At 39.9% G+C, this 22,080-nt stretch carries 25 protein-coding genes; 12 read left to right on the top strand and 13 right to left on the bottom strand.

The genetic code is table 11. From position 1 onward, the window contains the following. Positions 1-35: 35 nt before the first annotated feature. Complete coding sequence (locus CRI9333_RS20560; RefSeq protein ID WP_015205080.1) at positions 36-746, bottom strand: class I SAM-dependent methyltransferase; 711 nt, start codon at positions 744-746, stop codon at positions 36-38. A gap of 47 nt (positions 747-793) precedes the next feature. Further along, the gene (locus tag CRI9333_RS20555; RefSeq protein ID WP_015205079.1) at positions 794-2,233 is read right to left on the bottom strand and encodes a protein adenylyltransferase SelO; all 1,440 of its coding nucleotides are present in this window, start codon (positions 2,231-2,233) and stop codon (positions 794-796) included. An 81-nt stretch (positions 2,234-2,314) separates the two neighbouring features. Between CRI9333_RS20555 and CRI9333_RS20550 the strand changes: the two genes are divergently transcribed. Further along, positions 2,315-2,572 carry a chlororespiratory reduction protein 7 gene (locus CRI9333_RS20550; RefSeq protein ID WP_015205078.1) on the top strand — a complete coding sequence of 86 codons (258 nt, stop codon included), beginning with the start codon at positions 2,315-2,317 and terminating at the stop codon, positions 2,570-2,572. A 172-nt stretch (positions 2,573-2,744) separates the two neighbouring features. Here the strand turns inward: CRI9333_RS20550 and CRI9333_RS20545 are convergent, their stop codons facing one another. Continuing rightward, the gene (locus tag CRI9333_RS20545) at positions 2,745-3,299 is read right to left on the bottom strand and encodes a DUF2854 domain-containing protein (protein ID WP_015205077.1); all 555 of its coding nucleotides are present in this window, start codon (positions 3,297-3,299) and stop codon (positions 2,745-2,747) included. Between the two features lie 205 nt (positions 3,300-3,504). Between CRI9333_RS20545 and CRI9333_RS20540 the strand changes: the two genes are divergently transcribed. Both CRI9333_RS20540 and CRI9333_RS20535 read left to right on the top strand, forming a co-directional pair. Next, positions 3,505-3,765 (top strand): hypothetical protein, encoded by a 261-nt coding sequence (locus CRI9333_RS20540; protein WP_015205076.1) that lies wholly within the window; start codon positions 3,505-3,507, stop codon positions 3,763-3,765. A 42-nt stretch (positions 3,766-3,807) separates the two neighbouring features. After that, a complete protein-coding gene (locus CRI9333_RS20535) occupies positions 3,808-3,987 on the top strand; it encodes a hypothetical protein (RefSeq protein ID WP_041226140.1) in 180 nt (59 codons plus the stop codon). Between the two features lie 84 nt (positions 3,988-4,071). Here the strand turns inward: CRI9333_RS20535 and CRI9333_RS20530 are convergent, their stop codons facing one another. Then, a complete protein-coding gene (locus CRI9333_RS20530; RefSeq protein ID WP_015205074.1) occupies positions 4,072-4,470 on the bottom strand; it encodes a response regulator in 399 nt (132 codons plus the stop codon). A gap of 622 nt (positions 4,471-5,092) precedes the next feature. Here CRI9333_RS20530 and CRI9333_RS20525 point away from each other — a divergent pair. Continuing rightward, positions 5,093-6,550: a glycoside hydrolase family 13 protein gene (locus CRI9333_RS20525; protein ID WP_015205073.1), complete on the top strand. Its 1,458-nt coding sequence runs from the start codon at positions 5,093-5,095 to the stop codon at positions 6,548-6,550. 116 nt (positions 6,551-6,666) lie between these two features. On the opposite strand, the gene CRI9333_RS20520 is transcribed toward CRI9333_RS20525, so the two are convergent. Continuing rightward, the gene (locus tag CRI9333_RS20520) at positions 6,667-7,083 is read right to left on the bottom strand and encodes a fasciclin domain-containing protein (RefSeq protein ID WP_015205072.1); all 417 of its coding nucleotides are present in this window, start codon (positions 7,081-7,083) and stop codon (positions 6,667-6,669) included. A 287-nt stretch (positions 7,084-7,370) separates the two neighbouring features. Then, positions 7,371-8,372, bottom strand: a complete 1,002-nt coding sequence (locus tag CRI9333_RS20515; protein WP_015205071.1) for an ABC transporter ATP-binding protein — start codon at positions 8,370-8,372, stop codon at positions 7,371-7,373. Positions 8,373-8,533: 161 nt separating this feature from the next. Between CRI9333_RS20515 and CRI9333_RS27435 the strand changes: the two genes are divergently transcribed. Together CRI9333_RS27435 and CRI9333_RS20510 are read left to right on the top strand one after the other, a co-directional pair. Then, entirely contained in the window at positions 8,534-8,707 is a 174-nt protein-coding gene (locus CRI9333_RS27435) for a hypothetical protein (RefSeq protein ID WP_015205070.1), read from the top strand. A gap of 28 nt (positions 8,708-8,735) precedes the next feature. Further along, complete coding sequence (locus CRI9333_RS20510; protein ID WP_015205069.1) at positions 8,736-9,674, top strand: putative 2-dehydropantoate 2-reductase; 939 nt, start codon at positions 8,736-8,738, stop codon at positions 9,672-9,674. A gap of 320 nt (positions 9,675-9,994) precedes the next feature. On the opposite strand, the gene CRI9333_RS20500 is transcribed toward CRI9333_RS20510, so the two are convergent. Next, positions 9,995-10,570, bottom strand: coding sequence for a Uma2 family endonuclease (locus CRI9333_RS20500; RefSeq protein ID WP_015205067.1), 576 nt, complete (start codon positions 10,568-10,570; stop codon positions 9,995-9,997). A 190-nt stretch (positions 10,571-10,760) separates the two neighbouring features. After that, positions 10,761-12,320 carry a YcjF family protein gene (locus CRI9333_RS20495; RefSeq protein ID WP_015205066.1) on the bottom strand — a complete coding sequence of 520 codons (1,560 nt, stop codon included), beginning with the start codon at positions 12,318-12,320 and terminating at the stop codon, positions 10,761-10,763. Between the two features lie 170 nt (positions 12,321-12,490). On the opposite strand from CRI9333_RS20495, the gene CRI9333_RS20490 reads away from it, so the two are divergent. Both CRI9333_RS20490 and CRI9333_RS20485 read left to right on the top strand, forming a co-directional pair. Next, the gene (locus CRI9333_RS20490; protein ID WP_015205065.1) at positions 12,491-13,012 is read left to right on the top strand and encodes a DUF937 domain-containing protein; all 522 of its coding nucleotides are present in this window, start codon (positions 12,491-12,493) and stop codon (positions 13,010-13,012) included. Positions 13,013-13,254: 242 nt separating this feature from the next. Continuing rightward, positions 13,255-15,018 (top strand): serine/threonine protein kinase, encoded by a 1,764-nt coding sequence (locus CRI9333_RS20485; protein WP_015205064.1) that lies wholly within the window; start codon positions 13,255-13,257, stop codon positions 15,016-15,018. Between the two features lie 88 nt (positions 15,019-15,106). Here the strand turns inward: CRI9333_RS20485 and CRI9333_RS20480 are convergent, their stop codons facing one another. The 3 genes from CRI9333_RS20480 to panB form a co-directional block, all read right to left on the bottom strand. Then, entirely contained in the window at positions 15,107-15,325 is a 219-nt protein-coding gene (locus CRI9333_RS20480) for a type II toxin-antitoxin system HicB family antitoxin (RefSeq protein ID WP_015205063.1), read from the bottom strand. After that, positions 15,315-15,515, bottom strand: coding sequence for a type II toxin-antitoxin system HicA family toxin (locus tag CRI9333_RS20475; RefSeq protein ID WP_015205062.1), 201 nt, complete (start codon positions 15,513-15,515; stop codon positions 15,315-15,317). Before CRI9333_RS20475 ends, CRI9333_RS20480 begins: the two co-directional genes overlap by 11 nt. Before the next feature lie 478 nt (positions 15,516-15,993). Beyond that, on the bottom strand, positions 15,994-16,767 hold the full coding sequence (gene panB, locus CRI9333_RS20470; protein ID WP_015205061.1) for a 3-methyl-2-oxobutanoate hydroxymethyltransferase: 774 nt from the start codon (positions 16,765-16,767) through the stop codon (positions 15,994-15,996). A 497-nt stretch (positions 16,768-17,264) separates the two neighbouring features. On the opposite strand from panB, the gene CRI9333_RS20465 reads away from it, so the two are divergent. The 3 genes from CRI9333_RS20465 to CRI9333_RS20455 all read left to right on the top strand — a co-directional run bounded on the left by CRI9333_RS20465 (position 17,265) and on the right by CRI9333_RS20455 (position 19,580). After that, on the top strand, positions 17,265-18,695 hold the full coding sequence (locus CRI9333_RS20465; protein ID WP_015205060.1) for a form I ribulose bisphosphate carboxylase large subunit: 1,431 nt from the start codon (positions 17,265-17,267) through the stop codon (positions 18,693-18,695). A gap of 92 nt (positions 18,696-18,787) precedes the next feature. Then, the gene (gene rcbX, locus CRI9333_RS20460) at positions 18,788-19,198 is read left to right on the top strand and encodes a RuBisCO chaperone RbcX (RefSeq protein WP_015205059.1); all 411 of its coding nucleotides are present in this window, start codon (positions 18,788-18,790) and stop codon (positions 19,196-19,198) included. A gap of 46 nt (positions 19,199-19,244) precedes the next feature. Next, on the top strand, positions 19,245-19,580 hold the full coding sequence (locus tag CRI9333_RS20455; protein WP_015205058.1) for a ribulose bisphosphate carboxylase small subunit: 336 nt from the start codon (positions 19,245-19,247) through the stop codon (positions 19,578-19,580). A 156-nt stretch (positions 19,581-19,736) separates the two neighbouring features. Here CRI9333_RS20455 and CRI9333_RS20450 read toward each other — a convergent pair whose 3' ends face one another. Together CRI9333_RS20450 and CRI9333_RS27920 are read right to left on the bottom strand one after the other, a co-directional pair. Beyond that, complete coding sequence (locus CRI9333_RS20450; RefSeq protein ID WP_015205057.1) at positions 19,737-20,054, bottom strand: hypothetical protein; 318 nt, start codon at positions 20,052-20,054, stop codon at positions 19,737-19,739. 284 nt (positions 20,055-20,338) lie between these two features. Beyond that, complete coding sequence (locus CRI9333_RS27920; protein ID WP_041226139.1) at positions 20,339-20,575, bottom strand: hypothetical protein; 237 nt, start codon at positions 20,573-20,575, stop codon at positions 20,339-20,341. Positions 20,576-20,765: 190 nt separating this feature from the next. Between CRI9333_RS27920 and CRI9333_RS20440 the strand changes: the two genes are divergently transcribed. Further along, entirely contained in the window at positions 20,766-22,064 is a 1,299-nt protein-coding gene (locus CRI9333_RS20440; protein WP_083890046.1) for an IS4 family transposase, read from the top strand. Positions 22,065-22,080: the final 16 nt, after the last annotated feature.

Raw genomic sequence — 22,080 nt, 5'->3', positions numbered from 1 at the left:
TATATAATTTTCAGCAATGCTATAATTACGCATTTTTACTGTTTAATTAACTTGACCATATAATAAGAAGAAAAAACCCTACAGAAGCTCCTACATAAAAAATTATCTATAGGTATAAATAAAGGTCGCATAGAAGAAGGTAAACGATGAACAGGGCAAAATGCTATCCCCTTCAAGTCTGCTAATTGCCATTTCTGAGAATTAGATAGATTTTTTATATCTTGAATAAAAAATGAGGTTGCACCATGCCAATTTTCAGGTTTGTAACGAAGTAATTTGCGCCTGAATGCCGAGGGAATATCAAAAATCAACATTCCGCCTGGTCGTAAAATGCGATGCCTGCGGCGGGCTGCGCCTACGCACTCATCAATAATAGTATTAATTGTTTCTGGCGTTAAGTGCATGAATAAATGTAACGTAAAAACTGCATCATAACTCTCATTCGGTAGAGGAATTGATGTAGCAGAAGCTTCGATTAATTGTTTATTTGGATATTTCTTCTGAGCAACTGTAATCATATTTTTACTAGCATCTAACCCAGTAGTAGCAAAATCGAGAAATCTGCCAGTTCCACAAGCTAAATCTAGGATAGAATGATCGTAACTGGGCAACCAATCGCTTAAAATTAAACGCTCCTGGCTATCAATATATTGCCCATAACTATTAGCAAAACGCGAGCGATCGTAATTAAAAGCAATATCTTCATAATATTGCTTAATTGTATTATCTTCTTGAAGTAGGTTCATCAACGCTCCACCTATTGTAGAAAAAACCAATTTTGGTAAAGATATTTCTACAGCTTTTTAGTAATTTGCTTAAGCAAATCATAAAATGGCTCCCAATTATCCTCTTGAGTAATTGGTTCCCAAATAGCTTCTATCTGAGGTCTGAGTAAAACCGTCTTAGGATTCCAACGCGCCAACCTTTGGGCAATATTATCTATTTCAGTTTCCGGCAAATTATTTAATATTTTTTGATATAAACTCCTCCAACTAGCTAATAGTTGTGAATTTGCAACGGAAGGTAAAAACTCTGAATCACTCAAAATAGAGTTAATATCTGAACGCCATGAAGCCGAAAAAACTTCAGCTAATTCTGAGAAAAAGGCATGATAACCAATTTGAGTATCCTGCAAAAGTTGAATAGTTAATTGAAGCAATTCATTTCCCTCTGGTATCTGTAATTGCTCAAATCCTAGCTTGCTCAACATTAACTGCCGATAATTTAAAACATACTGCTCATCAAACAAAGCTAACGCCGCTTCCATATCAGCAAGTGGAATTACTGCTGATAAAGGTTGCTGAAGCATTTCTAAATTTAACTTACAAATACCTGGTTGATTGCCGTAACTGTAACGTCCGTAATAATCAAAATATGCAGCAGTAAATTGTAAGTTATAAGTAGGAAGAAACGCATAAGGTCCATAATCAAAACTTTCCCCAGTAATCGACATATTATCTGTATTTAACACCGCATGACAGAAACCAGCAGCCATCCATTGAGCAGCTAATTCTGCAACTCGTTTCACCAGTTCGGCGTAAAATAAGGCATATTTTTCTGCTTCAGTCTGTAAGTGTGGGTAATAATATTCAATTACATGATTTAAAAGCTTTTCAATTAAATCTTTGCGATTAAAATAGTGTAACCTTTCAAATGTCCCAAAGCGGATATGAGAACGATTAAAACGCACCATTACAGATGAACGGGTTGGCGAAGGTTCATCTCCTCGCCATAATCCTTCACCAGTTTCAATCAAACTAAAACAGCGAGAGGTACGCACACCCATCTGATGCAAAGCTTCTGCTGCAAGTACTTCTCGCACACCACCTTTAAGTGTTAGTCTGCCATCAGCAGTACGAGAGTAAGGAGTTTTACCAGAACCTTTAGTTCCGAAATCGTACAATTCGCCATCATTACCCCGCACTTGACCATAAAGAAATCCTCTACCATCCCCTAAAGATGGGTTATATTGACCAAATTGATAGCCGTGATAGCGTAATGCCAACAACGGACGCGGGTGATTTTGGAATTTGCCAAAAGCTTCGATAAAATGCTCGTCTGCAACTTGTTTTGGGTCTACGCTTAGTTGAGTTAACACTTCATCGTTACGAAAGCGTAGGATATGCTGGGGAAATTCCTCCGCTTCAACTTCATCGAAATAATCGTCCCCCAATGATTCAATTGCGGGTTCGTAGTTGAGGGTAAGCAGGGGATTAGAGGAAGTTGAGGTCATAAGAGATGCAGATAAAGTAATTACAATAAAAATTCCGCTATTTTATACGCTAACACTCATAACTTTCCCAAGGAACCCAAAATGCCAGATTCTTTAATGTATCGGCAAGATGCCTATGTTGTTTTAGAAACCAATCAACCTGAGCAAATTGTCACACCCCCAGAGATGTTGGAAAAACTCAAGGTGATTTTGGCGCAACGACAAAATGATTTACCACCAGATTTAGCTAAATTTACTTCTGTGGATGAACAAGCTAAGTACCTGCTAGAAACATCCTGCGATTTCAATGTAGGTGAAGGAAAGTATTTGCAGTGGTATGTTGTGCGTCTAGAAAAGTAGACTGACTATATTGGCTCCGTATATGTCTGTGAGATCCCCCTAAATCCCCCTTAAAAAGGGGGACTTTGGCTAAATTCTCCCCCCTTAAAAAGGGGGGCAGGGGGGGATCGAAGGGTTTGAAAACACACCCTAGAGGGATCTCTGGGTAAGTGCTAATTATGATGTCCTAAATTTAACTCAATGTCTTGGGGGTGGCAATCACTGTTACATCCACCTCATCCTCTGAGGATTGATTGACGGTTACGCGCACTCCAGGTCCAAAGAAATTTTCCATTTTTTCTCGCTTCTGTTCCCAAACTTCTAGGGGAACTAAGGGAGAGTGAAATTGTAAAATTAGGGCGTAAGCATCATCAATCTTGGTTTCTTGTAAAGCTTTGAGTGCAGGTGTATCTTCGCTTGTACGGGTCAAACCAAGGCTTTTGAGAGATGTATCTAGATGAGCGTCTTGACCGTAGCGATAGCGGGTAACATCTAGGCGAACTTGATTTTGTGTAGGGGTAGCTTGTTGCTCTCTTAAAGCTACGATATCTGGAGATGTCTGTTGGCAAGGTACTGGTTTAAGTTCAGCAGCACTGAGCGCAAGTCCTCCTAGCAATAGGGGAATTCCGTAAAAGAACCCTGCCAGATTTAATGTGGCATTGTTGGTGGCGTAGGCAACGAATCCAACTAAGGTTAAGATGCCACCTACAATTAGACCTAATTTTCCCAAAGAAGTTTGACGTAACATGGTTTGGCGGCGATTCCACTAGGAATTACTTTAAATTAATTATCTGTTGCTCTGGGTACTATTCGCTGTTTGTGATTTGTTTTATAAATTACTGGGAATCCTATATATGTAGTGGCAGCGACTGTAAATAGCAATTTTGATTTTGCCAGTCTTGATCAATACTTGTGATGTATTGAGCGCCAACTCAATAAATTAGTATTTAAGTATGCTCAAAGAAGAACACCCGCAGGTTCCCAAAAAAAAGAGTGCTATCCTCCAGGAACTAGACTCATTCAAGCGGCAAGAGGAAACGCTTGCTAATATGCTAGCTGTCGATGTTTGGGCTTTAGCTAAAACGATGGATGAATTTCAGCCAGGATTCTGGTCTGAATTTATGAAAAATCGTGATAAAGCACTGAAGCGATTTATTACTGAAGTTATTAAAAGCAAGCGTTCCGTTCCTAATCGTCCTCCGTTCCTGCGTTAGTTTCGATATCCTAATATAGGATGTATAACAAAAAAGCAAATGATGGACGCACAAACTCTAAAAGAACGAATTGCCTTAATTGAAGACAAACGTGAATCCCTGCTTAAGTTGTTAGAACAACCTAATTTGGGGACTTTGAGAATTGATGTTAATCAAGCTCTGGAAGAAATTGATGATCTGCTAGATGAATTTAAGCGTACTTTTCCAGAAGGGAGAGAATAATTAGTTGAGCTAGTTACACGGCAATTAGCATTTTATATAAAAGTATTTAGGTGCGATCGCTAACTAAGCGAGCGCACCTTTTCATTAATCTATTTTGACACTTTCCCCTAACTTTTTTACTAAAGCAATTAAATCTTGAGTAGGTGCGTCTTTTTTACAAAAAGCATCTATTCTAGCTGCTGCATTCCTTATCTCTGCCTGCGGATTTTCCACTGAAGAGTAGGCAATGATTTGAACGTTAGGATCAAGGGTTTTTATATGATTTGATGCACTTAACCCATCCATTACTGGCATTTGTAGGTCAAGGATAATTACATCTGGATGGCAACGCTCTACCAATTCAATCGCTTCTTTACCGTTACTTGCCATACCAACCAATTCTATATTCTTCTGACCTTGCATTGCAAGTTTGAGGCTGAAGCGAGTTAGCTCGTGATCGTCAACCACCATAACGCGGAGGGTAGAGTTCTGACAAGACAACATAATACAATAATATGTAAACTATATCACTAAACAGTTATAGTCTAGTGACAACTAATACAATCATCCATCTATCTTGAGAGCGAAGTACTCAAGAATTAACTAATATAAAGTTTAATTTTTGCCATCAATAAAAATATAACACAAAAGTTAAAATATAGTAAAGTTAGTCAAATTTTTATTGTTTGTAAAATAAGATAGTTAATTTTATTTTTGATCGACATCAGTAGAAAAGGTTGAGTTTATAGCTTTAGTACACTCTCAATGGTAAGAATTAGCGCAGTTGAGACTTGTGATCAAACTAGCTACTAGGAAAGTGAGGTATTGAAAAAATAGCACATTTCGGATTTACATACACATTTAAATCAATTTAGCAATCTATAGTTAGATATAAATAGCGATTATTGAACTCTCACTTAGGTTAGGTAATGAATTCTATACATATCGAATTTTTATGGTGGATTAGTTTTGATACTGTCAATTACGCTGATCATAGATAGATTTGCTGTGATTTTAAAAACAATTTATCTGGAAAAAAGTATTTAAACTTAATCTTATGTCAGAGGGTAGAACCCTAAATCTGTTGGTGTTTGTAATTTTGCAGAGAAGGTAATAAAAGAGTTTTATGGAAATTCAGACACCAGATTGGGTTAAACACGCGGTTTTCTACCAAATTTTCCCAGACCGCTTTGCTAGAAGCAAACATCCCCAAAAGCGGATTTTGACCACTGCTAGATGGGAAGATTGGAATGCGATGCCTACGCTTCAAGGTTATAAGGGCGGAGATTTATGGGGTGTGATTGAACAACTCGACTATTTGCAGGAGTTGGGAATTAATGCGATTTATTTCACCCCAATTTTCCAGTCAGCGAGTAATCACCGCTATCATACCCACGACTATTACACGGTTGATCCGATGTTGGGGGGAAATGCAGGTTTTCGGGAATTGCTGGATGCAGCCCATGAACGTAATATTAAAGTTGTTTTAGATGGAGTATTTAACCACTCTAGTCGTGGTTTCTTCTTTTTCCACGATGTTTTAGAAAATGGCCCTCATTCACCTTGGGTTAATTGGTTTAAAGTTCACGATTGGCCTTTATCTGCATATAATGGCGATTTTCCGGCTAACTATGAAGGTTGGGATGGTAATCGCGCATTGCCAGTATTTAACCATGAAAATCCCGAAGTGCGGGAATATATCATGGAAATTGCGGAATATTGGATTAAGTTTGGGGTTGACGGTTGGCGCTTAGATGTGCCGTTTGAGATTAAGGTTCCTGGTTTTTGGCAGGAATTTCGCGATCGCGTGAAAGCAATTAACCCTGATGCTTATATTGTTGGAGAAGTTTGGACAGATGCGCGTGAATGGTTAGATGGTACGCAATTTGACGGGGTGATGAATTATTTATTTGCAGCGCCAACTATTGCGTTTACCGCAGGCGATCGCGTAGATATTGAACAAGTGCAAGATCGTTCTTATCATCCTTACCCACCATTATTTGCTAGCGAGTATGCCCAGAAAATTACTGATGTTTTAGAACTATATCCTTGGGAAATTCAGCTAACACAGCTAAATTTACTTGCAAGTCACGATACTGCGAGACTGCTATCAATTGCGGGGGGCGATCGCGCTAGTGTTGAATTAGCAACATTATTATTGTTAACATTCCCAGGCGCACCTAGTATTTATTACGGTGATGAGGTGGGTTTACCTGGTCGTTTAGATCCAGACTCACGTAGAGGTTTCCCATTAGAAGCAAATTGGGATCGTGAGATTTTAGAATTGCATCGCCAATTAATTGCTTTACGCCACGAATATACTGCCCTCCGCACGGGTAAGTATGAAGTATTATTTGCTGAGGGTACGGTTTATGTATTTGCGCGGACTTGGGGAGAAGAGGAAGTAATTGTTGCGGTTAATGTGGGAACTGAGGCGGCGCATAGTAACTTTGTGGTGAGTAAGTTGCGATCGCAGCCAAGCAAGCTGTTATTTGGTTCTGCTGAAGTTTCGTGGAATAATGAAGGAGAATCTCACCAGCTAGATTTACGTCTGCCTCCTCGTAGTGGGTGTATATTGGGTTAGCTTTTAGCTTTTAAGTAGAGTCAACGTAATTAAAAAAGGTATTACCCCACCCCCCAACCCCCTCCCCTTGGTAAGGGGAGGGGGAGATTTTTGTATAGCTAACTGCTAATCGCTTTTTAAACTGTCATTAATGTAGGCATTAACACAGTATCAATGGTATGAATTACACCGTTATCAGCCAGAATATCTGTTTGCAAAACTTTAGCATCATTGATTTTAAAACCACCATCAGCCTTTTCAATGCCGATGATTCCACCTTCAAATGTCTCAGCAGAATCTAACTCAGCAAAGTTATCAGTTCTTACATCACCAAATAGAATGTGAAACGTCAAAATCTTTTTGAGTTTGGGAATATCTTGTAGCCAGCCAGATAAGGTATCAACTGGAATTTTGGCAAAAGCTTCATCTGTCGGTGCTAAAACAGTGTAGGGACCAGGGCTAGTTAAAATCTCTAACAAACCAGCCGTCTTAATTGCAGTAAGTAAGGTATTGAATGAGCCAGCATTAGCTGCGGTGTCAACAAGATTAGGCATATATTTTTCTACTTTTTTATGTGCATGACTTACGCCTCGATCCCCCTAAATCCCCCTTAAAAAGGGGGACTTTGAATATTCCCCCCTTTTAAGAGGGGCTAGGAGGGATATAGGTTTCAGGCTTTCGGTGCGTAAGTCCTGATGTGCTTATCTGTTAAGAACGATAAGCAGAAATGCTGGTTATTCATCTTTCAAAGGAGTGAATATCAATTAACAATTATCAAACTTCCCCTCCTCCCTCCTCTCTCCTCTCTCCTCCCTCCTAAAAATGACCAATTACCAGCTACTTAACTACTTTGAGTAATTCCCCGCTTTAGGAGTTGCTGCATAAAAAATTCTTCTAAAGAGGGGCGTGATAGCTGCATACTAATCAACTGTGCGCCTATTAAGCGGAGGGTAGCTAGGAATTCTTGGGGTTCACCTTGGAGTTGACCGTACCAGCCTTCATCATCAAATGTGAAATCGCGCACCCAACGTTTGAGAATATCTGGATTACCACCAATACCTTTTACTTGGTATATATCTTGATTGACACCTAAAAGTTGCTCTAGTGAGCCAGCACAAATTAACTCTCCTTTAGCAAGGATAGCAACGCGATCGCAGATCTGTTCTACTTCTGTCAAAACGTGACTATTGAAGAAAACCGTTTTTCCAGCATATTTTAAAGATAAAATTAACTCACGCATTTGGCGGCGACCCATTGGATCTAGACCAGACATCGGCTCATCTAGAAATACCACTTCTGGGTTATTAATCAGGGCTTGCGCCATCCCAACCCGTTGTAGCATTCCTTTAGAATACTGACGCATCTGCTTTTTCTTAGCTGCTGACTGCGCTAATCCAACTAATTCTAATAGTTCGGGGATGCGTTGACGCTGTACGGAAGGTGGGATTTCAAATAATCCCGCAGCAAACTCTAAAAATTCCCAGCCAGTTAAATAATCGTAGAAATAAGGGTTTTCTGGTAGGTAGCCAATGGATTGCTTGACAGCGCGATCGCCTATAGGATGCCCCAAGAGTGATGCACGTCCAGAGGTGGGGCGGACAATTCCTAATAATGTCTTCAATAATGTGGTTTTACCTGCACCATTTGGTCCTAGTAAACCAAAAGTTTCACCCTGATACACTGTCATAGTGCAGCTTTTAAGGGATTCTATTTTTTGATTTAGCCAAAAGCCAGTGCGGTATACTTTCCGCAGTTGATAAGTCTCCACAACTGGCGGTCGCTCAACATGGACGATCGCTCCCCGTCCTGGTTCGTATAAAGGCGAATCTGTAAAAGACTTCATCTCGATTTAACTTGCACCCGTAGCAACAATAAAAATTAAACAGACTATATAAATTATCTCCAATAGGCAGTCTAATCTTTTTTGACCATGCCATAACTAGAGGCACATGGGCATGATGGCAGGCTTTCTGTAAGATCGAGATCTGCTTGAGGAAAATAAAAATGGATCGATCCAAAATTGTAGCTATTATAGCTGGGGCAATTTCTTTAGCTCTGGCGATCGCATACCTTTTAATTGTGCAACTGCTTGACTTCAGGGGCGAAATGCTACCTGCCCCCATAAGTCAATTATCAATTATCAACGATCAATTATCAGTTATCATTTATCAGCTATGAGTTACAAAATATAACTTTACTGTTTAATATGCGTAGCTACGCCATTATTGGTACAGGCGCTTTGGGTGGTTATTACGGCGCTAAACTGCAACAAGCAGGTTTGGATGTCCATTTCCTGCTCAATACTGATTACGAATACGTTAACCTCAATGGTTTAATTGTTGAATCTCCTACAGGAGATTTCACGCTTCCTTGTGTCAAGGCTTACAATGACACGGCAAAAATGCCAGCTTGTGATGTAGTAATTGTAGCCCTCAAAACAACGCACAACTACCTATTACCGAAAATCCTGCCAAATGTCGTCAAAGATGACGGCGTGGTTTTAGTGCTGCAAAATGGCTTAGGTGTTGAAGAAGAAGTTGCTGATATTGTTGGTGCAGATCGGGTAATCGGTGGGTTATGTTTTCTTTGTTCTAATAAAGTAGCACCTGGACACATTCGCCACTTAGATTATGGTGAAATTAAACTCGGTGAATATGTACCTGACTATCAAGTAGTTGGAATTAGTGAGCGAATGCGCCAGATTAAAAGTGACTTTGATAGCACTGGGATTCCGATACTTTTGGCTGAAGATTTATTGTTAGCACGTTGGCAAAAACTGGTTTGGAATATTCCTTATAATGGGCTATCTGTAGTTCTTGATGCGCTAACAGATGAATTAATGGCTGATCCACACGCCCGCGTTTTAGTAGAACAGTTAATGCAGGAAGTTGTAGCAGGTGCAGCAGCTTGTGGTCGGATCATATCTGACAGTTTTATACAAAAAATGCTGGATTACACGGTAAAAACGAAACCGTACCGGACGAGTATGAAGATTGATTATGAGGAAAGGCGATCGCTTGAAGTAGAAACCATGTTTGGTAATCCTTTACGTGCTGCTCAAAAAGTAGGGGTAAATTTACCAAAAACAGCCATGCTTTACCAGCAATTAAAATTTTTGGATGCTAGAAATAGCCAGAAAAAATAGAGTATTTTGCACTTAATCCCTAATCACCAGCCCCTCTTAAAATCAAGGCATTACATAAGAGTGCTTATATGAGCCAGAATACTTAATTATCAACTCTCTCTAGCCATTCTTCTAAAGCTATTTCTATTAACGTATCTATTGAAGTAGATTTTACTATTTTTCCCGTCATTTGTTCATAGATCTGCCAATAAAACATTATTTCAAAGCATTCTCCAGATCTAACATGGGGTTTGGGGTTTCGCTTTAGACAAAATTTTTCCACAGATTGATTAATGCTGAAGCGTATAACATTCTTTATTAATTCTTTCAGACGATATTTACTATTCATTAAACTCTACACGGCTGTAAATATCTACTAGCGGAATTTCAAATTGAAGATTAGTTAATGCTAAAGTAGCGTTTTCATCTTCATACTCAGACAAAAGCCACTTATTATCAGTAGTTTTGGCAAACTGTTCTACATGAATTTTAGTCTGATCGATCAGAATATATTCTTGAAATGTTGGAATAGTTCGATAAAACTCAAATTTTTCACCCAAATCAAAATTCTTAGTAGATTTTGATAATACTTCTACAATTAATAAAGGGTTAGTAATTGTATCTTTTCTTCCTTCGGCAAATTCTAAATTTCCTGCAACAACCATCACGTCTGGATATGTGTAAATGCGTTGCCGAGGTATCCATAAGCGCATATCAGTCATAAAGACATCATATTTTTGCCCTTTTAATGCAAAATTCAACGCACCGCTAAAATTAAGTGCTATCCGATTATGATTAGGGGAACCGCCTGCCATTGGAACTACCTCACCATCGTAATATTCACTTTTATATTCTGCTAGAGTTTCTATCTCTAAATATTGTTCTGGAGTAGTGGTTTTTGTTTCTGTGGCTTGCATATTTATAGTAGGTTGGGTAAATTATATTAAGTTGGGGTGGTTAACCATAATAGGTGTAAGGGCGGGTTAAATTTATATGTTTATCAGTAGCAGATTTGATCTGTCAATCCGCCCCTACAATTCAATCGGTTTTTATTACGGTTAATTCAACGCAAATGATATTCTCTATAATTATACATAGCGCACAAATTTACTGCCAATCATCTTCTTGATTACGATGAATTTTTTCCGCTTCAATTGCTTCAGAATTATCAGTTAAAGGCTTAACAACTCGCGCGATCGCTTCTGTAACAAATGCCTTCACAAACTCATCTTTACGATTAAGTTGAAACTGTCTTTGCACTACTTCTGTAATTCCTCCATCACCCCAATCTTGGTCTTGACGGAAGTATTCAATAAAGCTTTTTCCAGCAATTCTAGTTAAATAAGCTGCTGTCACTCCTTGAATAGCTTTACCTAATAAATAAGTAGCTACATTTAACTGTAATGCAGTGGAAATTAATTCGATTGCACCTTTAACAATCCCTAAACTTGCTAATGTTTTACCTAAAGAAAGGGCTAATTCCTTACCGCGATCCATATTTAATTCACAGCCGTAAATTCTGCCAATTTCTACTACCATTTGGGCATTAACTGCGGCTGTAGCTAATAAATCTACAACTGGTAATGGTGTCACGGCAATCACACCAGCACCAATCCATTGAAATCTTTCTACTACTTTTTCGGCTTGGCGACGGCGTTGGGCATCAAGTAAACGCCTTGCGTCATCTCCTAATCTTTGCGATTGTAATAAGATATTATCGGCAACTAAATCTTCTCCTTCTGCCCGTAAAACTGCTGCCATGCGTCGAATTAAGGGCATAATATCAGGGTCGGGTTTAAAGGTTTCCCCAGATTCTAATAATGCTGCTTCAGGATTAGCTGCGATCGCAACTATATCCGAACTAGCAATAAACCCGCGTACTCGTTCCCGCAATCGAGCTAAAATTACTTCTTGGTCTTCTTGTGTATATAAATCAGTTTTATTTAAGATGAGGAGCGATCGCTTCCCTATCTCCGCCAACGCCTTAAGCGGGTTATACTCCGACTGGCGCAAATCATTATCCACTACAAATAATAATAAATCTGCTTCCGTCGCCAACTGTCTTGCTAACTGTTCCCTTTCAGTACCAGCAACGCCAGCTTCTAAAATTCCTGGGGTATCTGTAATTAAAATTTGTCTATTTAATCCCTTCAACTTTAAGGTATAAGTTTCCCCTACCTCAGTAGTTCCCATCGGCGCATCTACCTTACCCACCATGCGCCCAATTAACCCATTAACTAAAGAAGTTTTACCAGCCGAACCCGTACCAAAGACGACAACTAATAGTTCTCCTCTTGCTAGATTAGCTTCAATTTCGCGCGATCGCTCTAATAAAGCTTGCTTTGCCACCTCATCTTGAATTTGCCCCACCTGTTGACGTACCGCCCGTAGCGTTTCCTCCGCCGCTTCCGTCTTTACTGCTGGAACCTTCGGCGCAAGTCGTCGCCTTGGTGTTTGTCTGCGCCCAAATAATCCTAAGTAATAAATAAACGACCAAATTAAAACGCCTAGTAAGGCAATAATCAATAACAGCAGTAGAAACGCCAAAAAAGGCGAAGTAAACGAAACTTGCCAATATAAGCGATATAGAGAATTAATCAGCCATAGCACCAGCCCCAGGATCAAGCTGATGCCAAAAATTAGCGTCAATAAGCGCGGCAGAGGCATTGGGGCAATATATATATAGTTGTCTGAATTATCTCCCAGTCCAACGAGATAGTTGTAATAGAAGACGCATCTAATTCTAGTCTCCCTTGTATTTTCTGCTATTAGCTAGAGGTAATCACTCATTAGCCTGTGCGAGATTGAGTGGAGTAAAGTCAAGGAAAGTAAAAATTATGACCTTTTTTAGCCAAATTTTGGGAGCATTACAAAATTCCGATCAAGCAGCCAGTTCGGGTCAAGTAGCAAGTATTCTCAGTACAGTGGATCAAGTAAGTGATAGCTATGGTACTGATCGCAACACTACTCAATCCGCTTTATCAATTGTTGGTAACTATGTGCGTTCAGCTTTACAGCAAAAGCGAGATACTGAAGGCTCTGAGCAAGCACAATCTATAGTTAATCAATATAGTGGGTCTTACCCAAATCCCCAAGCTGTTAATTCCGTATTCTCTCCTGATCAAACTAACGGAGTTATAGATGCAGTTGCTCAAAAAACAGGTTTAAATCCGCAGATGATTCAACAAATGCTGCCTATTTTAGTGCCTATTGTGTTGAATATGCTGCAAACTGGAACCAACGCTCAAAGTCCCCAAGGAGGGAATCCTGTACTTAACGCCTTCTTGGATGCAGATCACGACGGCGATGTTGATATTTCCGATGCTATGCACCTAGCAGCACGTCATCTCAGCCCTTAAAATATTTGGGGACTTATAGCAATAAGTGTAAACTAGACTTCTTGCTTTCAATCACTTATACCATCTGTGTGCATCTGTGTTTATCTGTGGTTAATTATCCAAAATTTAACTTATGCAACAGGTCTAGTGTGCGATCGCTCGGTTCCCAAATTTACCCAAATTACCTGCAATTAGCCCCCTCGCTGTAAACTAGGAGGGGGTTGGATGTGGGGTTATTATTCCATTAATTTAATATTAAACTTATGAGCCTGTGCATCAATCCGAACTGTCCTAGAATTAACGCGGATAACGACAACACCCGCTTCTGTTTAAGTTGTGGTTCTGAGTTGCTGCTGGACAATCGCTATCAGGTGATGCGCCTGCTGACTGATAATAATAACTTTAGCAAGGTATATGAGGCGTATGAACAAAATACGCCCAAAATTATTAAAGTTCTCAAAGAACATCTTAATACTCACCCCAGAGCAGTAGAACTCTTTCAAGAAGAAGCAAATATTTTAGGACAGCTAAACCATCGTGGAATTCCACAAATAGATGGTTATTTCCAGTATCAGACGCGCGATGGTTTGCTGTTGCACTGCATCGCCATTGAGCATATTGAGGGTTACAACTTTGAAGAGTTGTTACAGCAACAGGGAAATCGACTAATATCTGAAAAGGAAGCGATCGCATATTTAAGACAAATAGCAGAAATTTTAGTTGCTGTACATAGCCAAGATTACTACCACTGGAATATTAAACCTTCAAATATCAAGTTTGCACCCTCAGATGCCTCTCGTGGCGGGGATACCAGGGCTGTTTACCCTACCCCACAAGCAACAGGTAATTTAGTATTAATTGACTTTGCTACCGCTCGTGAATTGACCTATCTCCACCTAGCTAGTAATGGGATGGAAGATGCTATTCCAGCAGTTATTTCCCCTGGTTATACTCCACCGGAACAAGTTAGTAATCAACCATTACTACAATCAGATTTTTATGCTTTAGGACGCACGTTTGTTTTTCTACTTACGGGATATCATCCTTTAGACTTTTACGATCCTCAAACAGATGAGATTTACTGGCGCGGTAATGCTGATGGGATTTCACCATTGCTGATGGATTTTCTTGATTGGTTAATGGCGCAAAATCCGAGCGATCGCCCGATCAATGCTAACGAAATATTACAACGTTTAGATGAACTAGAACGCGAATTATATTACTCAGACAGCCCATTCCCGCTAACAATTATAGCTGGATTAATCATTGCATTCTGGGCAAAATTATTAAGATTTCCCTTATTTGGTTGGCTGGAATATGTTACTAGCACAACCCTACGAATTATCATTTTTATTACTGTAATAATAACAGTTCCAGGGGTATTAGCTGTTGTCAGTCCAAAAGTGATTTGTTCATTAGGTTTATCATCAGATGCTTGTCCATCGCAAGAACCTGAAAAAATCGGTGATATAGATTATTTCCCCCCAGAAGAAGGAACAGATAGCCAAGGTAAAACCGCAGAATTTGAAGTTGCTGTATTATCCAGAGAATATGAATGGAGATTGGGCAGTGCTTCTCAAATTCAAAGTAATGATGAAATTATTAAGGTACAGGATTTACAGCAAAGGCTTGAACAACAAGGCGTACTAAATAGGCTAGGTGATACAACCGATATTATGTCAGTTGGAACAGCTTCTTGCGAAGGTGCTGTAGCTGCTGAAGAACTTAGGGCGCTTCAAAGAGCAAAAAATATCCAATTGTTAACAAAAACTTTATTTGGTAATAGTCCCACTGTCAAAAATTATCATTTATTAAATTTAGGTAAATTTAAAGATTGTGAGAAGACTATTAATCCTTCAGAAACATCTTATCAAAGAAGTTTGATTATTGTTGGAGTTAGCAAGAAAGATGAAGGGGTACTGCTGGATGAAGCTTTATATGATCGGTTAAACAAGAAACCTTTTGGAGATTTCAAGTTAGAAGATTATTCTTTAGGTTCTCAAGAGAGATTTCAGTTAACTAATTAGTATTTAGTTTCAATCCCTAAAAATGATTGCAGAGATCCCCCTAAATCCCCCTTTTTAAGGGGGACTTCAAGCTAACTGCTATATGTGACTAAGCGTTGACTTCTACATAGAAGTGATTAGTTTTAGGTTCAGGAATAGGTAAGCCGCGCTCTTTTAATCCTTCTAAGTGAAACTCGATAGCTTCTTCCATTTCCTGTAAAGTTTCCTCCACCGTGTCACCTACTGTGATACATCCTGGGACATCGGGTGAAAAAGCTGAGTAATTGTTTTCAGCTTTTTCAATGATAATTTCGTACTTATATTTCATCCTCGTCTCCTAATTGAGCTTGTTTAAAAATTGCTTTCAGCGTCCCAATTGGCACATCCTTTGAAAATTTTCCTGGGACTGTTACGACTCCAGTTTTCTCAGGATGGTAGAACTGACGATGGCTACCTCTAGTTCTAGCTAGATACCATCCATCGTCCTCTAAGAGTCGGATGAGTTCACGAACTTTCATTAGTTGACTTTTGCTCAGAAGTTTGGACAATCCACTTAACGGTGGGTTTCAATCCCTAAAAGGGATTATTAGTAATTTTCGCTAAATAAAGATTTACCACAGCCAAAAGCCCCGATGTTTCAATCCCTAAAAGGGATTATTAGCTATTTTCGCCGAACAGCCCCGACCCGAACCGATGGAGCATAATCGTTTCAATCCCTAAAAGGGATTATTAATAATTTTCGCTGGAGCAAAGTACATATACACAGATGGGTATATATTCCTGTTTCAATCCCTAAAAGGGATTATTAATAATTTTCGCTTCAGGCGATCACCTAAAACGATGATTGTATGAAGTTTTCAAGGTACAAATTCGCTAACCTTGACTAAGTATAACATCTTAGGGTTTAGCGATCGCAGAACCACATATATATAGCAGAAAAATTAGTCTCAGTCAGACATTTACTAAAATCAATACTCATTGTTAATTGTTAATTGATTATGGGAAATTTCGCTCTCTTACCTCACCACTAAAATCTGTTACCGCTTGAGTAATTATTTCTCGCAAATTTACATAAGATTTAGCAAACGGTGGTTGTCGCTGTGAAAGTCCTAAAACATCAGCCGTTACCAATACTTGTCCATCACAATCAGATCCCGCGCCAATTCCGATTGTAGGAATAGTTAATTTTTGTGTAATCTGCGCTGCTAAAGAGGCGGGAATATGCTCAAGAACAATCCCAAACGCTCCCGCTTGTTCTAGCGCGATCGCTTCCCCTAAAATACGCTCACCTGCATCAGCCGTTTTCCCCTGTTGACGATAGCCAAGCTGATGTACAGACTGAGGCGTTAAACCAATATGACCTAATACCGGAATACCAGCCTTTACCAAACGTCCTACAGTTTCAGCCATCGCTGGATATCCACCTTCTAACTTTACTGCTTGCGCCCCCGTTTCCTTCAAAACCCGACCAGCAGAATGTATCGCTTGCTGTGGACTTTCTTGATAACTTAAAAACGGCAAATCCACAACTACTAAAGCTTGTTGCACACCTCTACGCACCGCTTTAGCATGGTGCAGCATCTCCTCCAACGTGACTGGTAGAGTAGTTTCATATCCCAACGTCACCATCCCCAGGGAATCGCCTACTAGGACAACATCAACCCCTGAAGCATCCAACAGTTGAGCGATCGCATAATCCCAAGCTGTCAGCACAACAATTGGACGCGCCTGTTGTTTCCATTGGATCAATTGTTGGGTGGTAACTGCCATTTAACACTTCTTTTAGGTAGATCTAATTCAATATTAGGACTCAGCCCTCACTATTTTTGGAAGAATTAAATCAACTCATCATGCTGCCTTACCTCGAAAGTGCGGTTTTGATAGTAGGTAAGCTGCGACCAATACCTTTGACTACCATTTTTTTAAACGTCATTAATCACGGCAGCCCTAAAGTTAAGTTTGTTTAAGCTCAAGACTCAAAACCAGCTTGTTTACAATTCTTCTAAATGTAAGTATTTATACTGAAACACTATCGAGCCAATGCTAGAAATGACTGAATACATAGTGTTGCCGTTGCCAGAGAAAAAATCCATTTGAGCAACTTAAAACAGCAATGTTAAGAAAAACCACTAATTTAAACTGTAAATGCCAGAGATATATAAAGAAAAGTTATGAAATGTTAAAAAATGTTAAAAGTATAACTTATTGCCTTCCTGGTATAGTTATACAAACATAAAGGAACATTAAATTTCCTCAGGAAGGAAGACATGGCTTATTCTCAAACGAAAACTCAGTCAAAAACTGGGTATAAAGCTGGAGTACAAGATTATCGCCTCACATATTACACGCCTGACTATACGCCAAAGGATACAGACGTATTAGCAGCTTTCCGTGTTACACCTCAGCCTGGAGTTCCTCCTGAGGAAGCAGGTGCGGCTGTAGCTGCCGAGTCTTCCACTGGTACTTGGACAACAGTTTGGACTGACTTGTTAACCGACCTCGATCGCTACAAAGGTCGTTGCTACGATATTGAGCCAGTTCCAGGTGAAGATAACCAATTTATCGCCTACATCGCCTATCCTCTCGATTTGTTTGAGGAAGGTTCTGTCACCAACTTGCTGACCTCATTGGTTGGTAACGTATTCGGTTTCAAAGCTCTCCGCGCCCTGCGTTTGGAAGATCTTCGTATCCCCGTTGCTTACCTCAAGACATTCCAAGGACCTCCTCACGGAATTCAAGTTGAGCGCGACAAACTGAACAAGTATGGTCGTCCTCTACTGGGTTGTACGATTAAGCCTAAATTAGGTCTGTCTGCTAAGAACTATGGTCGTGCAGTCTATGAAGTCTTACGCGGCGGTCTAGACTTCACAAAAGACGACGAAAACATTAACTCTCAGCCATTCATGCGCTGGCGCGATCGCTTCCTGTTCGTACAAGAAGCTATTGAAAAAGCTCAAGCTGAAACAGGCGAAATCAAGGGACACTACCTCAACGTAACTGCTCCCACCTGTGAAGAAATGATGGAGCGTGCAGAATTCGCTAAAGAAATCGGCACCCCCATCATCATGCACGACTACCTAACTGGTGGTTTTACCGCTAACACCACATTGGCTAAATGGTGTCGTCGCAACGGCGTTCTGCTGCACATCCACCGCGCTATGCACGCAGTTATCGACCGTCAAAAAAATCACGGTATCCACTTCCGTGTATTAGCTAAGTGCTTGCGGATGTCTGGTGGTGACCACCTGCACTCTGGTACCGTCGTTGGTAAACTAGAAGGCGAAAAAGGCATCACAATGGGCTTCGTTGACCTGATGCGCGAAAACTACGTTGAACAAGACCGCGATCGCGGTATCTTCTTCACCCAAGATTGGGCTTCTATGCCTGGAGTAATGCCAGTAGCTTCTGGTGGTATCCACGTATGGCATATGCCTGCTCTAGTAGAAATCTTCGGTGATGATTCCTGCTTGCAGTTCGGTGGTGGTACTCTCGGACACCCTTGGGGTAATGCTCCTGGTGCAACAGCTAACCGCGTTGCCTTGGAAGCTTGCGTTCAAGCTCGTAACGAAGGTCGCAACCTGATGCGTGAAGGCGGCGACGTAATCCGTGAAGCTTGCAAGTGGTCTCCTGAATTGGCTGTTGCTTGCGAACTGTGGAAGGAAATCAAGTTCGAGTTTGAAGCAATGGATACACTGTAAAAGCTTTTAGCATTCAGCCGTCAGCATTCAGCCTGAATAAACAAGCTGATAGCTGATAGCTGATAGCTGATAGCTGATAGCTGGGGTCAAGGATGGACTTAAAACAAGTTGCCAAAGATACAGCAAAGGTGCTGAGTAGCTATTTGACCTATCAAGCCGTGCGGATTATCTTGACTCAGTTAACTGAGACAAATCCTCCTCTGGCGTACTGGCTAAGTAACTTTTCAGGAAAAGAAAAAATCCAAGACGGAGAAGCTTTTCTTAAAGAGTTACTCAGCGAGAAACAAGACCTGGCGTTTAGAGTAATGACTGTACGACAGCATTTAGCCGAGGAAGTGACGGATTATTTGCCGGAGATAGTTCGTACTGGTATTCAGCAGGCAAATATGGAATATCGCCGCCAGCATCTAGAGCGACTTACGCAACTAACCTCCAGTAACCCCAGCACTTATCCTGAACAGCCAATTGATTCTGAGCCGAATCTAGATAATATTTCAGATTAGCCAGAACACCTGACAACATTTTTACCAGCATTACCTTTACAAAACTATGCAAACTCTACCCAAAGAGCGTCGTTACGAAACTCTCTCCTACTTGCCCCCCCTCAGCGACGCACAAATCGCCAAGCAAATCCAATACATGATTGACCAAGGATTTATTCCTGGCGTGGAGTTTAGCGAAAGTTCTGCTCCTGAGCAACACTACTGGACACTTTGGAAGTTGCCTTTATTCAACGCTGGCAGTGTTAACGAAGTGCTAAATGAAGTCAAAGCTTGTCGCTCTGAATATTCCAGCAACTTCATCCGCGTTGTAGGTTTTGATAACGTGAAGCAGTGCCAAGTTCTTAGCTTCATCGTTCACAAACCAACTGCTAGCCGTTACTAAGCAGCTAATTAGTAGAGACGCGAAATTTTGCGTCTCTACTTTATTTGTTGGAAAAATATATTAACTAAAATTTAGAACAACAGACCTTTAAAGGTCTGTTGTTTTATTTTTAAGATTTTAAGTAGGTCAACCTAATTAAATATAAGATGTGATTTTTTAACTTCCTCTGCCCCTCTGCCCCTCTGCCCCTCTGCCTCCTCTACCCCTCTGCCCCCCTGCCTGCTCTGTAGATTTATCATGATTAATGTGAAATTCAGGTTGTGGGTAGGGAACAACCTTGATTTTTTGTAAAGTCCAATTACAATTAAGTTTATTTTCTTCAATAATCTGTGCTTCTCGTAATTCACTTAAGGGGGAATTCTGTGGGCAACATATAGGATTATAGCTAGATTGTATGGAATCGGAAGTGATGATTTTTACCTGACTACAAGTTTCAGATTCTTCCTGATTAGACGAACTTGGTTGGTTTTCCATTGATGCTTATTTGCTGCGTTAGTTTATACACAAAAGGAAGATAACCTATTTGTTAAATTAAAAAGCATCTACCCAACTGCGTATTTATGGGGTTAGCTTGCTTAAAAAAAACTAGATTTATATCAAATTAGTATGTTGATCTGATCCTGATCTTCTTGGGGTTACACCGTTTATACAATCATTATGGCAACTGCGTGTTTGCGATCGCGTATATGTAATGTATAAGTTCAGGAATTACGCTATTTAATTTGCAAAAACCAATGAGGTAAGTTAAGTAAAAATTACTACAAATCCCCTCGTTCATACCTAGCGACAACTTGAGTTAGACGTTTCACCTCAAGATTTGCTTGTTGTAATTCTTCCATCAGAGAATCTATACGTCGAGCTTGCAAATATTGTTGAATCAAACGGCGCACCCGATAACGCAGTACTGACCACTGGATAGGTTTGGTAATATAATCAGTTGTACCTACCTCAAAAGCTCGATCCACAGAGTCAGAATCATCAAGTACAGTGATCATCAAGATCGGCATTCCTATATCTAATCCATTGGTGACAAGTTAAGGAAAAGAGAAAATTGTCAAGGGTGGTATTTGGCTAGGTCAAAAATCGTGAGAAACTCAGTCTAGACAAGTAGTTGAGCGATTTAGACCAGCCATGACACAAAGCCGAAAAACCAATCGAGACCATGCGAAAAAGAAACAACGACCACTGGTGGAAGACGAAGTAATAGCCAAGCAATTGGAAAAATTACTGACACCAGCCATTACAAATCAAGAAAATTACTACCGAAAATTAGGACTCAGAGAACGGATACTGAATTTACCGTTGATGATGGCGGCGGTGTTGACCTTGCTGTGGCGAGATGTGGCAGGAGTCAGAGAACTAACAAGAATGTTAGCCAGAGATGGTTTTCTGTGGTGTAGTCCCACAAAAGTTAGTCAACAAGCGGTATCACAAAGATTTTTAACATTTCCATCTGAATTATTTGAAAAAGTATTTAAAGATTTATTGCCGAGTTTAAGAGCAACTTGGCATAGTAGAAATCAACGTCCATTGCCAGAAAGTATTCAATTTACCTTGTCAAAATTTGAGAAGATTTGGATAGTAGATGGGTCAACATTGGAGGCATTGTTTAGGAAGTTAAAAAGCTTAGAAGAGACTCAAAGAGGGCAATTAGCCGGAAAAATGAGTACAGTAATTGATTTAATGACTAGATTACCTGTAGAAATTTGGTTTGAAGAAAATTCTAAAGCTTCTGATATTAAACTTGAAGAAAACATTCTAAATTTAGTAACAAAAAACACCTTGCTGTTATTGGATAGAGGGTTTTATCACTTTAATTTTTGGTTTCAATTAATTGAGAAAAAAGTAGATTTTATAACGAGAATAAAAAAAGGAGCAGCAATCAAAGTAGAACAAATATTTACCGATAGTTATGAACTGAGAGATCGGAAGATACGCTTTGGTTCTGGCACAAAGAAGACTCCATTTATTACCTTGCGTTTGATTGAAGTCAGGTCAGGAAAAACCTGGCATTCTTATTTAACCAGCGTCCTAGACCCTAATATTTTACCCCCTTATGTGGTAGCAGATTTATATCGGCGGCGGTGGCGGATTGAAGATGCTTTTAACACAGTCAAGAGGCTTTTAGGTTTAAGTTATTTATGGACGGGTTCAATCAATGGAATTAAGTTACAAATTTGGGCGACCTGGTTATTTTATGCGGTTTTAGTAGATTTAGGTGATGCCGTAGCAGATGAACTTGCTCTCCCCTTCGACGAGATTTCATTAGAAATGATTTATCGCGGTCTTTATCATTTTACTATGGCTCATCAGAAAGGTAAGGCAACAGACCCCGTTAAGTATTTTGCTGATCCCGAAAATCGAGATTTAGGTATTATCAAACAGCAACGAAACCCCAATGTTAAGTTGATTGTCGCTCCTTTTCCCAATCTTCAACGAGGGTCTGACCAGTTTTTTTTCAACAATTCTCTGAAAGCCTCTTGACAAAACAGTTACAGGC

Origin of the sequence: Crinalium epipsammum PCC 9333, from assembly GCF_000317495.1 — a bacterium.
Classification (GTDB): Bacteria; Cyanobacteriota; Cyanobacteriia; order Cyanobacteriales; family PCC-9333; genus Crinalium; species Crinalium epipsammum.
This window is presented reverse-complemented; position numbering and strand designations above follow the sequence as displayed.

Excerpts from the sequence above, each read along its gene's own strand:
- CRI9333_RS20560 (WP_015205080.1), bottom strand. The coding sequence starts at position 746 with ATGAACCTACTTCAAGAAGATAATACAATTAAGCAATATTATGAAGAT.
- CRI9333_RS20555 (WP_015205079.1), bottom strand. The coding sequence starts at position 2,233 with ATGACCTCAACTTCCTCTAATCCCCTGCTTACCCTCAACTACGAACCC.
- CRI9333_RS20550 (WP_015205078.1), top strand. The coding sequence starts at position 2,315 with ATGCCAGATTCTTTAATGTATCGGCAAGATGCCTATGTTGTTTTAGAA.
- CRI9333_RS20545 (WP_015205077.1), bottom strand. The coding sequence starts at position 3,299 with ATGTTACGTCAAACTTCTTTGGGAAAATTAGGTCTAATTGTAGGTGGC.
- CRI9333_RS20540 (WP_015205076.1), top strand. The coding sequence starts at position 3,505 with ATGCTCAAAGAAGAACACCCGCAGGTTCCCAAAAAAAAGAGTGCTATC.
- CRI9333_RS20535 (WP_041226140.1), top strand. The coding sequence starts at position 3,808 with ATGGACGCACAAACTCTAAAAGAACGAATTGCCTTAATTGAAGACAAA.
- CRI9333_RS20530 (WP_015205074.1), bottom strand. The coding sequence starts at position 4,470 with ATGTTGTCTTGTCAGAACTCTACCCTCCGCGTTATGGTGGTTGACGAT.
- CRI9333_RS20525 (WP_015205073.1), top strand. The coding sequence starts at position 5,093 with ATGGAAATTCAGACACCAGATTGGGTTAAACACGCGGTTTTCTACCAA.
- CRI9333_RS20520 (WP_015205072.1), bottom strand. The coding sequence starts at position 7,083 with ATGCCTAATCTTGTTGACACCGCAGCTAATGCTGGCTCATTCAATACC.
- CRI9333_RS20515 (WP_015205071.1), bottom strand. The coding sequence starts at position 8,372 with ATGAAGTCTTTTACAGATTCGCCTTTATACGAACCAGGACGGGGAGCG.
- CRI9333_RS27435 (WP_015205070.1), top strand. The coding sequence starts at position 8,534 with ATGGATCGATCCAAAATTGTAGCTATTATAGCTGGGGCAATTTCTTTA.
- CRI9333_RS20510 (WP_015205069.1), top strand. The coding sequence starts at position 8,736 with ATGCGTAGCTACGCCATTATTGGTACAGGCGCTTTGGGTGGTTATTAC.
- CRI9333_RS20500 (WP_015205067.1), bottom strand. The coding sequence starts at position 10,570 with ATGCAAGCCACAGAAACAAAAACCACTACTCCAGAACAATATTTAGAG.
- CRI9333_RS20495 (WP_015205066.1), bottom strand. The coding sequence starts at position 12,320 with ATGCCTCTGCCGCGCTTATTGACGCTAATTTTTGGCATCAGCTTGATC.
- CRI9333_RS20490 (WP_015205065.1), top strand. The coding sequence starts at position 12,491 with ATGACCTTTTTTAGCCAAATTTTGGGAGCATTACAAAATTCCGATCAA.
- CRI9333_RS20485 (WP_015205064.1), top strand. The coding sequence starts at position 13,255 with ATGAGCCTGTGCATCAATCCGAACTGTCCTAGAATTAACGCGGATAAC.
- CRI9333_RS20480 (WP_015205063.1), bottom strand. The coding sequence starts at position 15,325 with ATGAAATATAAGTACGAAATTATCATTGAAAAAGCTGAAAACAATTAC.
- CRI9333_RS20475 (WP_015205062.1), bottom strand. The coding sequence starts at position 15,515 with ATGAAAGTTCGTGAACTCATCCGACTCTTAGAGGACGATGGATGGTAT.
- panB (WP_015205061.1), bottom strand. The coding sequence starts at position 16,767 with ATGGCAGTTACCACCCAACAATTGATCCAATGGAAACAACAGGCGCGT.
- CRI9333_RS20465 (WP_015205060.1), top strand. The coding sequence starts at position 17,265 with ATGGCTTATTCTCAAACGAAAACTCAGTCAAAAACTGGGTATAAAGCT.
- rcbX (WP_015205059.1), top strand. The coding sequence starts at position 18,788 with ATGGACTTAAAACAAGTTGCCAAAGATACAGCAAAGGTGCTGAGTAGC.
- CRI9333_RS20455 (WP_015205058.1), top strand. The coding sequence starts at position 19,245 with ATGCAAACTCTACCCAAAGAGCGTCGTTACGAAACTCTCTCCTACTTG.
- CRI9333_RS20450 (WP_015205057.1), bottom strand. The coding sequence starts at position 20,054 with ATGGAAAACCAACCAAGTTCGTCTAATCAGGAAGAATCTGAAACTTGT.
- CRI9333_RS27920 (WP_041226139.1), bottom strand. The coding sequence starts at position 20,575 with ATGATCACTGTACTTGATGATTCTGACTCTGTGGATCGAGCTTTTGAG.